Below are 13,535 nucleotides of genomic sequence, written 5' to 3' on the forward strand. Positions count from 1 at the left end.
TTTTACGTTTGACAAGCCATTTGGCGTCAAACGCGGGCCGCCGATTAGTTCGCGACAATTTTGGAGGATACGAATGAAACTATTTTTTATCGCCTGTCTGGCAGTGCTTTTGACCGTTCCGGGGTTTTCGACCATAAAATCTGAAGCCTCAAGTCCGGGCGAAGAAAGCAAAGCTTTCCCTGAAATCGCGCTGCTCACCCTGGACGGTAAACCCGTCAAACAGACGGAACTCAAAGGTGAAGTTTATGTTGTGGATTTCTGGGCGACCTGGTGCGGCCCCTGCCTGGTCGAGGTTCCCAATTTCAACGCCTTGCAAGCCAAGTATGCCGATAAAGGTCTAAAAGTGCTTGCCGTGACCATGGCATCGGGTGAAGCCAAAGAGGTCGTGCCCTTTGTGACGCGCTATAAAATGAAATATTCGGTGGTGATGATTCAGGACGAAGACAATAGTCCCGTCGCCCGCGATCTGGACATCATGGGATTTCCCACCACCTTCGTAGTTACCAAAGATTGGAAAATTTATAAACGTTACAATGGCACCTCTGCCAAAAAGATGGCGCAGATGGAAGCCGATATACAAAATTTGTTGAATGCAAAAGCTGAGTAAGGCGGGCGAAAAATTTTCAAAAAACAAACGGCAATCGGTGATTAACTCTTACCGGTTGCCGCTCGTTTTTTGCTTTCCGATTTGACGCTTTTACGTTGGCGACGCAATTTTGCGCCGGTCATGTGACCGTTTTGAAAGTAATCGGCAACCTGTTTGGAAAGGGTGTTGCGGTGAACGCCGAGTTTGGCGGAAGCTTTGGAAAGGTTGCCGCCATTTTGATTCAAGACCGCCAGAATAAAATGTTTTTGAAATTCCTCGACGGCATCCTTGTAAGAAATCCCACCTTCAACCATCTCAATCACGATTGCTTCTAACCTGCTTTTCAACGTTGTCATAAATTTCTAGCCTTGGAACCTGGGCGGTTCATTTTTTATTTTTAGTTTTTTGTTGCCAAAAATCCGTAACCGTTTGATAGCCTTCTGAAAATTGGGCGCTCAGTTCGCCGGATGCCAGATAAGCAGTCACCCGCGTGCCTTCCAGCAATAGCGGCGCAAAGGTGGCTTTCTGCACCGCCTCAAGCTTAATCGGAAAAGCCGTGAGCGCCAGATACATGACCGCACACGCCAGCCACCCGCGCAAAAATCCGAAGGTCGCGCCCAAAGCCTTGTCGAACCAGTCGAGCCTTGCGCGCTTCAAAGCGCGCCGCAATTTGTATGACACCAGGCTTCCGGCAATTACCAGGAGTAAAAATACGGCAATGAACCCAAGCAAATTGGCTGCCCGTTCGGTTTCCACAAAGGGTCTGACAACCACTGCCGCAAAGCGGTAAAACCACATGGCGGCAAACCATCCTAAAATGGTTGAAGCAAGCGACAGTAATCCTTTGAGGATGCCCTTCATTGCTCCTAAGACGGTTGAGGCGACAATAACGATCAGGACAAAGTAATCTAAAAAATTCATAGGAGGCAGGATGCAGGATTCAGGATTTAGATAGTTGGATAGTGATGTCTAAACCCTGAATGCTAAATCCTCTTTTCCGGTCAAAAGTTTGTAGGCTTCAATGTACTTCTCGCTTGTCCGCTCAACGACCGTGTCAGGCAAAACGGGTGCCGGCGGTTGTTTATTCCAATCGAGCGTTTCCAGGTAATCACGCACGAACTGTTTATCAAACGACGGCTGCGCGTGACCGGGTTCATACAATGCTTTAGCCCAGAAACGGGACGAATCGGGGGTGAGCGCTTCGTCAACTAAAATAATTTCGCTGTCTTTCATGCCGAATTCAAATTTGGTATCGGCGATGATGATGCCGCGCGTGTCTGCATATTCGGCGGCTTTCGTATAAATTTTCAGGGTCAAGGCTTTCAGTTTCTCTGTGGCTTCGCTGCCGACAATATTTGCCATCTCGCGTTCGCTGATATTGATGTCATGCCCGCTTTCGGCTTTGGTTGCCGGAGTAAAAATCACTTCCGGGAGTTTGTCGGATTCTTGGAGACCGGCGGGCAAGCGAATGCCGCAGACTTCGCCGGTCGCCTGATATTCTTTCCATCCCGAACCGGAAAGATAACCGCGCGCTACACATTCAATCGGGAAGACCTCGGCGCGCTTAACGAGCATCGAACGCCCGATAAGCTGGTCTTTGTACTCAGGCAAAGGCGCAGGATAGGCATCGACATCTGTAGTGATTAAGTGAGTGGTAACCGTGTCTTTCAAAAAATCGAACCAGAAGAGCGAGAGCCTGGTGAGCACCATGCCTTTAAAGGGAATCGCATTCGGGAGCACGACATCAAAAGCCGACAGGCGGTCGGTTGCGACAATCAGCAACCGGTCTCCGACTGCATAAACGTCGCGCACCTTGCCGCGTCTGAAAAGCGTTACCCCCGGAATATCCGTCTGCGAAAGCGTTTTAATTTTTACACCCTCTTTCAAATTGAATTGCCAAATTGTAGGGAATTTTAGCGAATGGTGACCATAACCCCGCATTAAGCAGACGGCATTATTCATCTGAGGTTGATGCTTGTCAAGCAATGCGAGTGAAATCAGCGACGGGAATTTTCAGAAGCTTTCCGGCGAATTGTCTGGTCTTCACGAAACCGTTGTACTATCTTGTCAGCGACCCCAGCCCCATTAAAAAAGCGCCGGTTTTTATTGAGTTTTTTGATTGATGGAACACCAACATGCCTGGACACAAAGCGGTGATACCGGAAATCCCGATTTTCGATGAGGCTTCTGAATTACGGGCTGAAGATTTGACAGAGGCGCGGCATTATTTGCCGAAGGCTTGCGAAAGCGAGTTGGAAATTTTCGCCCGCAGACAACTTCGTGCCCGCCGCCGCCTCACCTTGATGCGGGCGTTTTATCACCACCATCCTTGTCGTCTGGCGCGGCTTCATCTGCTTGCCGGATGTGCCATTGCGCTTGGTCGCTTTGCAGGTTTTTCCGCAAGCTACGACCGGCTTGGCGAAGCCTTTATGCCGGTAGATAGCGACGGCAACCCGCGCACCGAAGGCTGGAAAATTTATGCAGAAGCCTGTGCGATGCGCCGACCGCTTGAAGTGCGCGATGAATTGTGGCTTGCGGCACACATGAAAGATTTGGAGGCGGTGAAACTTGCGCGACTCGATGCGGCGTTTTATGAAGAGATGGGCGAGCGTGAAAACGACCCGACCTGGCGATTGCTTCGCCAACATATGGAAGTCACCATCGGCGCGCGCTTGATGGATGGCGCGGCGCTCAGCGGAGCGGTCGCTTATGAAACGGCATTTGGCGCAAGCCTCGCGGTTACCGTCAAACGATTATTCACTGCTGGTTGGGCGTTGCTTGGTCGCTATGCAGTGGAAGGCGTGCGCGCTGTACTTACTTTTAAAAAAGAATCGCGACGCCATCTCATCAATTACCCACGAACGGCGTTTGCGTTGCTGCGTTATTCGCTCACTGTCTGGAGAGCGTCGAAAGTTTTCAGGCGAGGCGTTCGCGCGCGTGAGCGCGGTTCGCTTGCAAGTTTTGAAGGCTGGAACCTGCTTGAAGAGGTCATTGGCGACCGCCTTCAAGCGGTGCATCCGATGATTGTTGATTTTTATACCAACCCTTCGCGTTATCAGGTGAAAGCCGCGCTTGACCTGAAAACCCTTCCGGCGAAATTCTGGTCAAGAGTGGCGACCCTGCTTATTGGTCAAGGGCTTTATGAAAGTGACAAAGAAGCGATTGATGCGCGCTTTCGCATCTTTCGCCGCCGCGATGGTTCGATGCATTTCGTTCGTGAGCTTTATTGCGGCGATAAGATGCGGGTTTTTGATTCCGATTTCATCGTGCGCCAAATGCAAGGGAAGCCTGCGCTCTTTGAAGTCTTCGTTGATTTAAAGGTTGATGTTGAAATGGCAGTGCAGCCGATTGAAAACGGTGGGCTTTCAATTCGCGGAAAAAATATTTATTTTCGCGGCGTGCGCCTGCCGCAAACCGGCATCAAGGTCGAATTTCAAAGCCGCGTGGTCACAGTTGATGGAATAGAACAATTAAACATTGACGGGCAGTTACTGATGCAGCCGCAAACCCGATGGGGAAAATTCCTGGCTTATAAAGTCCTGCGCCGCCCCGAACACCTCGCCTGCATTCATTACACGGCAACGCCAATCACATCAAATTAATCGTTAAACAAATCAATTGCAGCATCACTCCAACTATGATCAAAAGATGTCCACCGTGTGTCTGGGAGAGGGAAATTAGTTCTACAGTATCCCCGCCTGGCTTCAAAATCAAAAACAGCGTGAGGGTATTGATTAATCAAAAGAGCGACTTTCAGCCCATCCTTTGCCCAGAGAATTTGAAGCAAATGAGAATGCGACCTATCGATTATATTTTTTCCGTTGTAAATGTATAAAGCATCAAGAATAGGATTTTCTTCAAGAGAAAGATCAAGTCCATACAGATAACCGGTCTCACCGTCATCTTCAAAGGCAACAGCATATGAAGATTTAGGTGATGAACTTTCAATCATTACTGGCTGACCGACAATAATATTTTTTTCTACATCAATGCTTGCTTCCATGAACATATTCTGAAGAATTTTTATCTCTTAACTCGGTTTCCTGCCCACTGCCAAGCCAACTTCGCGCTGCACCTTTTGCCGGTTTGCGACCAAGCAATCTGGCAAGAAAAAATTTCATAAAGCGCCAGCGCGAGCGACGTTTCGCTACAACGCTTTCATCAGCGGCGCACCACTGTCGCAAGGTCTCAAAGCCCCATTCGGTTGAAAGCCTCAGTAAATTGCGAAACACCAGCGCGTCTAATAATCGCCCCAGAACTCCATAACGCACGCCGTAATCATAAACGGTTTTGAAATACGTGCCTTCGATGCAGGGTTCGTATTGCCAGATGCCGCGCCCCAAGGTGATGATGGATTTCCAATCTGCGGATTCAAATTCAAAGGTCGAATGGTGCGGCGGCGCGTTTTGCAAATAACGCCCGATGCCCGCGACTTCGATGCCGAATACCACGTCGGTGCGGTAATCCATCAAATTGAATCCGCATGCGTCCTGTTCATCAAGATAGGTGATGTGGGTAAAGCGAATATCCCAGAGGGTGTGCAGGTCGGGCGTCTGGGTGCGTTCCCAGACCACTTCGACGGGCGCAGGGATAATGGCTTCGACCACGATTTTGCGAGGCTTTTTCATAATCAAGAGAGTTGCGCCGGTTCGGCGTTTATGGGTTGCGATTGGTGACGACGATTGAATGTGAGCCAGCGATACAAATCGAAAAAGAATGCGCCAAAAGCGCCAATGCCCATCATCGTCATATAAACTCTTAACATCACGGGAACCGGCGGCGGGTCAACGACAATGGCTGTAGGTAACGCGAGGTCTCCCCAAACCGTTTGCCAGACGAGCATCAGGTAGCACCCGACCAGCAAACTCAAAACGATGTGCATGAAATATTCGCCGCGCGGCAGTCCCCCTTGTGCGCGCCGACTTTGGGTTTCTTCCCAGACATCCGCCCAGGCGATGAACACATCTGTGGCGTAAATAATCGCTAAGAGAATGAGCGCTGCGCCGTGAAATCGCAAATTCGCAATGATGATGAATTGCGAAGCGTAGATGGCGTGGCGTATGGTGTGCCAGAACACTTCGCGGTGGCATTCCGGGCGGCGGTCAAGTTGACAACGGTAGATGTGAAAATAGAGCACATCGAATACGCCGAGATGCCCGATGATTAACAGTAAGTAAAATGCCGTTGACATGTGCCGACTATAACGTCGCATACGAAACGCGGCAATAGTTTATGAATCCCTGGTGAGGGGTTTGCGATTGCAACCCTGTTGTAAGCTTGCAGCCCTCAGAAATTGATTGCCTGAATTGCGCGAAATCTCTTGTTGAAAAAAGGAAAACCGCTTGAACCGACAAATCATTCAAAAGAATCAGACGCTCGCAACCTTGTTGATGGTTTTTGCCTGCTTTCAACCGCTGGCATTGATCGGAGGTTTTTTCGCCTTCACGATTGCTGCGGCAGGAACCTTTGCCGCGCCGACCGTTGATGACCCGGCGTTAAAATGGTACACGGCGATGGCGGTCTGGGGGGTGGCGATGGTAGCGATTTCGATGGCGCTTTTTGTGCTTGCGTTGATTGCCGGTATCGGCATGAAAAAATATAAACATTACGGACGCCTCTGCGCTTTGCTTGCCGCCGTACTGGCGCTTTTTGAAATTCCCATCGGCACCATCCTCGGCATCTATGCGCTCATCTTTTTATGCAAAGCGGAAGTCAAACAAATTTATGCCAATCAATCGCAACTTTAGATCACAGGCTTAAAATAATTTAATTGCGGCGACAAAGGTTGTGTGGTCAAATTTGAACTACGAAAAGAGGTACGAACAATGAGTAAAATGATGACAACTGATTTCCCCGTTTCAAAGGAAACCGAAAAATATAAAGCAGGCATTAAGGAGATGCTTGCCGAAATGAAACGTTTAAACAAACGGATGGAGCGCGACCAGAAAGAAATTGAAAGAATGAAAATCCGGACAAATGAAACACTCGCCAGATTAAAGGCTTGCTAATTATGTGGAAAGAATTCTACGAAGCCATAAAACAGTTACTGATTTTGACCCAACAAACCCAACAAAACCGCGATGAAATTAAGGAACTCCGGAAACAAATCGAACAATTAACTTCAGCTGTCGAGCGATTGGCTTACGAGATTCACCGAGCAAATGAACGGATTGATCATGCCAGTGAAAATGAGAAACACGAACGAGAAAAATTAGCTCTACGTCTAGAAAATGAAATTTTGAAATTTGAGCGGCGATTACCGCCACACCAACCGGACAGAAATAAAAAGGGAAAGACATAAAGTCAAATCCAATGAAAATCATAATCAGATAACGTGTGCGAAGGTTGAAATCCGGCTGTTGATATAGAGGTTTGCTTGTGAAGTTGGCAAAGAACAAACTGTCATTTATTACTTTAATTACGCTGTTAATTTTCAGTTCATTGGCGACAGATGCAAAGAACAAAAGAAAGCCTCTACGTCTAACAGAAAAGGATAAAGCGCAGATCATCGAATTTATTTTGCGAAAAGAACTGTCTCAAGAAAAATATTCAAGCTTTGAAAAATTTTTGTTTTGTCACAATGAATTTTTAACTCCCAACTTGATTCCTCAAATCTTTAAAAACAAAGTCATAGTAATTCAAAGCAATAATAGACAGGAAGAAACTCAAAAAGGCGATACATTCAATTTTGATGAAGTGAAAATCAAATCTTCAAAAGTCGAAATAGTATTTAGCTATACCGCTGATGCTTCAAAATATTTTCATAGGAAAACAACTACTTATGAATTCCAGAAAATTCAGGGCAGGTAGCAAGGTAGGGCAACCAAGGGAAGTATGGCAATTGGTGAATCAAATTAACCTGAATAAAAACAAAACGAATCGCTGCATGTGCAAGGAGAGACATGGATTTTAAATTAGTATCGGATTATCAACCGCAAGGCGATCAGCCGCAAGCCATCGAACAACTGGTGCGCGGCTTGAATGAGGGCACCCAGCATCAGGTTTTACTGGGCGTCACGGGCTCGGGAAAAACATTTTCAATTGCTTCTGTGATTGAACGGGTCAATCGCCCGACGCTGGTGATGGCGCATAATAAAACGCTCGCCGCGCAACTCTATCAGGAGTTCAAATCGTTCTTTCCGCAAAACGCCGTCGAATATTTCGTCAGCTACTATGACTACTATCAACCCGAAGCCTATCTTCCGGCTTCTGATACCTACATCGAAAAAGAAGCGACCATCAACGAAGAGATTGACCGCCTGCGGCTTTCAGCAACCCGCAGCCTCTTTGAACGCCGCGATTGTATCGTCGTCGCATCGGTCTCCTGCATTTATGGACTGGGCGACCCCGATGCCTATTACGGCATGATTATTTTCGTTGAACGCGGGCAACAGATTTCGCGCACCGCGTTACTTAAAAAACTGGTCGAATTGCAATATCAGCGCAACGATATTGAATTTCTGCGCGGCTCGTTTCGCGTGCGCGGCGATGTCGTGGAAATCTACCCGGTCTATCAAGACCGCGCCATTCGTATCGAATTCTGGGGCGATGAAATCGACGCCATTTCAACCATCGACCCGCTGCTTGGCGAAGTCCTCGAAAAACACCAACGTCTGCCGATTTATCCCAAGACCCATTACGTCTCTTCGCCGCAAACCATCAAACGCGCCATCAAAAGTATCAAAGAGGAATTGGATTGGTGGGAGCCGCAACTGGTCGCTGCCGGCAAAACCATCGAAGCCGCGCGCCTCCATCAACGCACCATGTATGACATCGAAATGCTCAAAGAATTGGGCTATTGCCAGGGCGTCGAAAATTATTCGCGCCATTTGACCGGCAAAAAAGCGGGCGAGCCGCCGCCTACACTACTCGATTATCTGCCGCGTGATTCAGTCGTCATGGTTGATGAAAGCCATCAGACGATTCCGCAAATTCGCGGGATGTATAACGGCGACCAGTCGCGCAAAGGCACACTCGTCGAATACGGTTTTCGTCTGCCTTCCGCAAAAGACAATCGCCCGCTCAATTTTGAAGAGTGGAAACAGCGCGTCGGTCAATTGATTTATGTATCAGCAACCCCCGGTCCTTATGAACTGACGATGACCGGCGGCGAAGTTATCGAACAGGTCATTCGACCGACAGGACTCATTGACCCCGAAGTCGATGTGCGCCCGGTGCGCGGACAAATTGATGATTTGCTCAATGAAATACGCATTCGCACAGAGCGCAATGAACGTGTACTGGTGACCACGCTGACGAAAAAGATGGCGGAAGATTTGACCGAGTATTACACGGATGTCGGCGTCCAGGTGCGCTATCTGCACTCGGACATTGAAACCCTCGAACGCATTAAAATTCTGCGCGACCTGCGTCGCGGCGAATTCGATGTCCTGGTCGGCATCAACCTGTTACGCGAAGGTTTGGATTTACCGGAAGTCTCGCTGGTCGCCATTTTGGATGCCGATAAAGAGGGCTTTCTGCGGTCGGGTTCATCGCTCATTCAAACCATCGGACGCGCCGCCAGGAACGTCAATGGCAAAGCGATTTTGTATGCCGATAAGATGACCGATTCCATGCGTTATGCGATTGGCGAAACTCAACGTCGTCGCGAAAAACAGTCCGAGTATAATCGTGAAAATCACATCACCCCGCAGACCATTATCAAAGCGATTGATTCGACGCTGGTGACCATTTCCGAAGCTGACTATTTCAAAGTGCCGATTGATCTTGAAGAGGTCGAAGGCTATTCGTTGGAAAATCTCAGAGAAACCTCAGAGCGAATTGAACGCGAAATGCGCGAAGCCGCCGCCAAACTTGAATTTGAACGCGCCGCGGAACTGCGCGACAAACTCAAAGAACTTCGCAAACGCGAACTGACGATGCGATAGCGGAAAATCAAACTACGGAACAGACAGAAAAAAGACGGAATAAACGGAAAACCTCAGAGGATATTGGATTCCTCAAACATTTCCGTTTGTTCCGTTCTATTTCGTCTGTTCCGCAATTTGTTTGGTAATGATTGCCGCGCCTTTCCCTTTGTCTGTGAATAATGATTACATGCTATGAACCGCTGGTAGCGAAACAATCTCTGGTTGGTGGATTGGTTTGCGAGTGTGCCAGTTCACTGCGGAATTCGCCGAAATGTTGACGCACTTCGCTTATATCAACCCCGTACTCCTGAGTGATTTCGCCGAGCGATTTCCCTGCCTGTAACTTCAAGAGAATTTCATCAAGCGGTTTATCGATGCGGTCTGCCAGCAGAACTGCGGCAACGAATTGACCGAATGGAAAGTTGTCGAGGCTGTCGTATTTGGTTTTCAATTCCTGTGCCGTACCGACATCGGTGGTGTGGGCTGCAAGAATACAGAAGACCGCGTTGCGACCGAGCATTTTTTCGGTTTGTTCGGCAGTCTTGGCGAGCTTGTTGGCATCCTTATTCAGTTTGTTCTTCTGCTTTTCCTGCTTTTGACTCTTGCCGTGTTGACCGCTTTGCCCTTGCGCCATCAAGGTTGCGGTATTGACAGCTAAAAGCGCGGCGACGAAAAGGGCGAAAAGCGAGGTTTTTGAAATGAATTTGTGCATTGATACTTTACCTCCAAAATTTTTTGTGAGGTTGAAGGGGCGGGCGCTTTTTTCAAGCATAGTGATTCTATAAACCCGCCCCCCATCGGTCAACGCTTTTTAGGAAGTCTGACCTGGTTGGTTTCCAAACAGGCTCATCACTTTGCAGCCGCTACTGCGCCTTTCGCCACGCGAAAGCCTGTGTATTCCGCAGCGGCTTTGCGATTCCGCTGTTTTACATCGGCAGCGGTGTCGGCGCTTGCGCCCATCACCACGCCTTTGCCGTCTTTTGCGATTACCCATTCGGCGACGTTGCCGCCTAAATCAAATACTAAATTTTCGCCCGCGCCTTTGAATGAACCGACTTCTTTCAGGAGCGGCGCGCGCCCGCCAATCTCTGCAACTTTTAGTTTGAGTCGCGTGGCGTCTTCGGGATTCAATACATAACCCGCCCAGTAATCAAGGGTGTTTTCACCTGCGCCCGCGCCCGCATAAAGTTTTTCGGCTTCTTCTTCGGTGACGAGCCTGTAGGTGTCGCCGGTCGCTTTGCTGAGCCATTCGCAATACATCCTGGCTTGCTCGAATGAAATATTATTTGCCGGATAATTTTCCTTGCCCGGTTCAATCGTGTAAGTCTTATCAAACTGCGCGAATTGTGCGCGGGTGATTTCAAAGCGCCCAACTTCGAGGTCAGCGTGTTTGACGGTTTCAGGAACCAGCAGGCTTTTCATCATGAGTCCGTAACGCGCGCCATCCGCTCTGGCGCTTTTCATCTTGAGCGCCACGGCAAGCGGCGAATCGGGCTTCAACGCTTCGTTTTCCGGCTTCAAGATCTTGAATAAATATTTGTCGAACCACAGGAGTTCTTCTTCGACTTTGCGGCGTTGATGCGCGAGTTTTTGCGGGCTGTGGGCTTCACCGGGAAAGAGGATGAAGCGCACGTCCGTATTGCCGAGTTGTTGCAGGGCGCGATAGTGCATCCACCCTTGTTGCGTCGGCACCTGTTTATCTTCGGTGCCGAAGAAAATAATCGTTGGCGTGCGCACTTTGTCCATTTTGTAGAACGGCGATTTATTGATGTAAAGTTGCACATCTTCAAATGGCGATTTGCCGAAATAGTAATTATCGAACGACGCGCCGAACAGACAATTGCCCCAATCGCTCACCCATTCGACATCGCCTGCGCCCGCGCCCGCAGCTTTGTAGCGCGTCGAGTTCACCGTCAAGGCAATGGTTAAAATCGAACCGTTTGACCAGCCGAGGACGCCGAGTTGATTGGGGTCAACCAGACCTTTGGCAATTAGCGCGTCAACGCCTTTTTCAAGGTCGGGAACTTCGAGGTCGTAATATTTTCCGCCGCCGATGGATTCGACCCACTTGAGTCCGTAATTGGAACTGCCGTGATAATTCGGGCGCAACACGAATGCGCCGCGCTGGGTGTAGTTATTCACAGGGTATGCCCACGATTCGCCCCAGGCATCGTGGTCTGCGCCCGCCGGTCCGCCATGAATCATGAGCACGAGGGGATATTTTTTCGTCGCATCATAACCATGCGGGTAATAGAGAATGCCTTCGACCTCTTCATCGAGCGCCCCTCGCCAGCGAATCACTTCGCTTTTGGAAATCGTCTTCTTTTTGAAATGCGGGTTGAGGTCTGTCAGTTGATTGACACCGTCAATCTTTGTGCCCTTGAGTTCGGCGCGAAACCATTGCGAAGGTGTGCTTGCGGTCGAGTAAAGATACACGAGGGTTTTGTTATCTTTGCCGAGTTCAAAACTGTAGAGGTTTTGCGCGTGATCGCCCGCGAGCCATTCACGCGACCAGGTGTTGCCACTCTTGGTATAGCGCGCCGCTTTGTGACGCGCGCCATTGGCAAGCAAAGTGATAAAACCATTTTCGGTAATCGCCAGGTCGCCCGCGAGTCCGTTTTCCCACCCTAAATCAACTTTCGTCGGCGCGTTTGCCGCGAGGTCAAAATAGTAAAGCTCGGTGATGGTCGCGTTCACATAAACGGAATGATTGGTAAACTGGCTTGATGCATAAAAGCCTTTGCTGTCGCGTGACCATGCGGCACCACTGACATTAAATTTTTTATCCGCGAAAATCTGTTTGCCTTCGCCGGTGGTTAAATCATAAAGCCATGTCGCGGGTTTGATTTTATGGTCATAGACAAAGCGCAAGCTGCGGTCGTGAAAAGTAACGGCTTTGGTGCCATCGGGCGACACCGCGAAATTCTGTATGCGGTCGGTGTTATCGGTGAGGCGCGCATATTTTTTGGCTTTGACCGAAAATTTGAATAGGCGAACCGGCGGCGCATTGACTTCGTCTTCGACCACGATGGAGGTGTCTTTTTTCTCTTTGATTTTATTCTCGATAAGTGTCGGGTCTTCCTGCGCGGCAAAGATGATGGTGTCATTGTCTGCCCAATCGTAATTGGTGACGCCGCGGGCAAAATCGGTAAGCGCCCAGGCTTCGCCACCAAACGGCGAAATGAGCCAGAGTTGCGGACGCGGTCCTTCGCCGGGCGCTGCGGGCTTGACTTTCGGATTGGGGCGCGTGGTGACAAAAGCAATCAACCCGCCATCGGGCGACCACTTGGGATTGAAGGTGTTGTCTGCGCCTTGCGTGAGTTGAATCTCTTTTTTCTCGGTGAGACTCGATAAGATGAGGTTTGAAACACGCGCATCTTTTTCCTTATCAACCGTGCTTTTCACCCAGACCGCAAAGCGCCCGTCGGGCGAGACCTGAATGCCGCCGGCGCGTTCATCGGTGATGGCGTCATCGGCAGTCCACTTGTTGTCCTGCTGAGCAGAAACGTTCATGAAAGATAAAACAATAAGGCTGAAAACCAGCGTCAATAATCTTCGCATTGAAAATGTCTCCTGAGAAATGATGTCGAATGGAAGCGTGATTTTATAGATTCAACAGGTGATTGAAAAGCGAATTGCTTGACTGATCAATACCGGGTTTTAATCCCACACAGCACCAAGCCTGGAAAGTTGTTTTTTATATTCGATGCGCGCCAGCCAATCCTGCCGCCAGATTTCTATGCCGTGATACGCGCCGGCGAATGCGCCCGTCAAACAGGCAATCGAATCCGAATCGCCCGATGTCAGCGCCGCGCGGTGCAAAGCTTTTTGCGGTTCATCAACGAAAAGCAGAAAGCAGAGCAAGCCGGTAGCGAAGGCTTCTTCGGCAATCCATCCTGCGCCGGTTTGCAAACATGGGTCGGTTACATCGTCGCGTAATTTTAAAGCCCTCTCTAAGAGCGTGTTTAGAAATTAGAGGAGAGGTAGTAGAAATGGGTAAACTGTCATTGCTATGAACAGACAACCCTATCCCTCTGACCTCTCCGATGAGCAGTGGAACCTGCTCGAACCTATGTTAC

General features: G+C 49.2%; 15 protein-coding genes and 1 pseudogene. 7 read left to right on the forward strand and 9 right to left on the reverse strand.

Annotated features, from left to right (window positions below):
• Nucleotides 1–73: 73 nt before the first annotated feature.
• Nucleotides 74–607, forward strand: a complete 534-nt coding sequence (locus tag AB1757_30115) for a TlpA disulfide reductase family protein (protein ID MEW6131323.1) — start codon at nucleotides 74–76, stop codon at nucleotides 605–607.
• 41 nt (nucleotides 608–648) lie between these two features.
• Here AB1757_30115 and AB1757_30120 read toward each other — a convergent pair whose 3' ends face one another.
• Genes AB1757_30120 through AB1757_30130 form a run of 3 tightly spaced genes read right to left on the reverse strand, consistent with a single transcriptional unit; the run spans nucleotide 649 to nucleotide 2,473 of the window.
• Nucleotides 649–942, reverse strand: coding sequence for a helix-turn-helix domain-containing protein (locus AB1757_30120; GenBank protein ID MEW6131324.1), 294 nt, complete (start codon nucleotides 940–942; stop codon nucleotides 649–651).
• 28 nt (nucleotides 943–970) lie between these two features.
• Nucleotides 971–1,507 carry a CvpA family protein gene (locus tag AB1757_30125; GenBank protein MEW6131325.1) on the reverse strand — a complete coding sequence of 179 codons (537 nt, stop codon included), beginning with the start codon at nucleotides 1,505–1,507 and terminating at the stop codon, nucleotides 971–973.
• Nucleotides 1,508–1,555: 48 nt separating this feature from the next.
• Nucleotides 1,556–2,473, reverse strand: a complete 918-nt coding sequence (locus tag AB1757_30130; GenBank protein ID MEW6131326.1) for a phosphoribosylaminoimidazolesuccinocarboxamide synthase — start codon at nucleotides 2,471–2,473, stop codon at nucleotides 1,556–1,558.
• A 248-nt stretch (nucleotides 2,474–2,721) separates the two neighbouring features.
• Here AB1757_30130 and AB1757_30135 point away from each other — a divergent pair, with 248 nt between their 5' ends.
• Complete coding sequence (locus tag AB1757_30135) at nucleotides 2,722–4,188, forward strand: hypothetical protein (protein MEW6131327.1); 1,467 nt, start codon at nucleotides 2,722–2,724, stop codon at nucleotides 4,186–4,188.
• Here the strand turns inward: AB1757_30135 and AB1757_30140 are convergent.
• The 3 genes from AB1757_30140 to AB1757_30150 are packed head-to-tail and all read right to left on the reverse strand — an operon-like array spanning nucleotide 4,185 to nucleotide 5,777.
• Nucleotides 4,185–4,589, reverse strand: a complete 405-nt coding sequence (locus tag AB1757_30140; GenBank protein ID MEW6131328.1) for a DUF2251 domain-containing protein — start codon at nucleotides 4,587–4,589, stop codon at nucleotides 4,185–4,187. The genes AB1757_30135 and AB1757_30140 overlap by 4 nt on opposite strands.
• The gene (locus tag AB1757_30145) at nucleotides 4,573–5,214 is read right to left on the reverse strand and encodes a hypothetical protein (GenBank protein ID MEW6131329.1); all 642 of its coding nucleotides are present in this window, start codon (nucleotides 5,212–5,214) and stop codon (nucleotides 4,573–4,575) included. The genes AB1757_30140 and AB1757_30145 overlap by 17 nt, the downstream gene beginning before the upstream one ends.
• 2 nt (nucleotides 5,215–5,216) lie before the next feature.
• Nucleotides 5,217–5,777 carry a hypothetical protein gene (locus tag AB1757_30150; GenBank protein ID MEW6131330.1) on the reverse strand — a complete coding sequence of 187 codons (561 nt, stop codon included), beginning with the start codon at nucleotides 5,775–5,777 and terminating at the stop codon, nucleotides 5,217–5,219.
• Nucleotides 5,778–5,928: 151 nt separating this feature from the next.
• Between AB1757_30150 and AB1757_30155 the strand changes: the two genes are divergently transcribed.
• The 5 genes from AB1757_30155 to uvrB all read left to right on the forward strand — a co-directional run bounded on the left by AB1757_30155 (nucleotide 5,929) and on the right by uvrB (nucleotide 9,474).
• Nucleotides 5,929–6,333 carry a hypothetical protein gene (locus AB1757_30155; GenBank protein MEW6131331.1) on the forward strand — a complete coding sequence of 135 codons (405 nt, stop codon included), beginning with the start codon at nucleotides 5,929–5,931 and terminating at the stop codon, nucleotides 6,331–6,333.
• A gap of 78 nt (nucleotides 6,334–6,411) precedes the next feature.
• Nucleotides 6,412–6,594 (forward strand): hypothetical protein, encoded by a 183-nt coding sequence (locus tag AB1757_30160; protein ID MEW6131332.1) that lies wholly within the window; start codon nucleotides 6,412–6,414, stop codon nucleotides 6,592–6,594.
• Between the two features lie 2 nt (nucleotides 6,595–6,596).
• Complete coding sequence (locus AB1757_30165; GenBank protein ID MEW6131333.1) at nucleotides 6,597–6,887, forward strand: hypothetical protein; 291 nt, start codon at nucleotides 6,597–6,599, stop codon at nucleotides 6,885–6,887.
• 83 nt (nucleotides 6,888–6,970) lie between these two features.
• A complete protein-coding gene (locus AB1757_30170) occupies nucleotides 6,971–7,396 on the forward strand; it encodes a hypothetical protein (protein ID MEW6131334.1) in 426 nt (141 codons plus the stop codon).
• A gap of 92 nt (nucleotides 7,397–7,488) precedes the next feature.
• Nucleotides 7,489–9,474 (forward strand): excinuclease ABC subunit UvrB, encoded by a 1,986-nt coding sequence (uvrB, locus tag AB1757_30175; GenBank protein MEW6131335.1) that lies wholly within the window; start codon nucleotides 7,489–7,491, stop codon nucleotides 9,472–9,474.
• 172 nt (nucleotides 9,475–9,646) lie between these two features.
• Here uvrB and AB1757_30180 read toward each other — a convergent pair whose 3' ends face one another.
• From AB1757_30180 to AB1757_30190, 3 genes and pseudogenes are all read right to left on the reverse strand, one after another.
• Nucleotides 9,647–10,168: a hypothetical protein gene (locus AB1757_30180; GenBank protein ID MEW6131336.1), complete on the reverse strand. Its 522-nt coding sequence runs from the start codon at nucleotides 10,166–10,168 to the stop codon at nucleotides 9,647–9,649.
• Between the two features lie 137 nt (nucleotides 10,169–10,305).
• Nucleotides 10,306–13,017 carry a prolyl oligopeptidase family serine peptidase gene (locus AB1757_30185; GenBank protein ID MEW6131337.1) on the reverse strand — a complete coding sequence of 904 codons (2,712 nt, stop codon included), beginning with the start codon at nucleotides 13,015–13,017 and terminating at the stop codon, nucleotides 10,306–10,308.
• A gap of 99 nt (nucleotides 13,018–13,116) precedes the next feature.
• Nucleotides 13,117–13,413: pseudogene (locus tag AB1757_30190) on the reverse strand (ADP-ribosylglycohydrolase family protein).
• Nucleotides 13,414–13,535: the final 122 nt, after the last annotated feature.

It is taken from the genome of Acidobacteriota bacterium, from assembly GCA_040754075.1.
Taxonomy (GTDB): Bacteria; Acidobacteriota; Blastocatellia; order UBA7656; family UBA7656; genus JBFMDH01.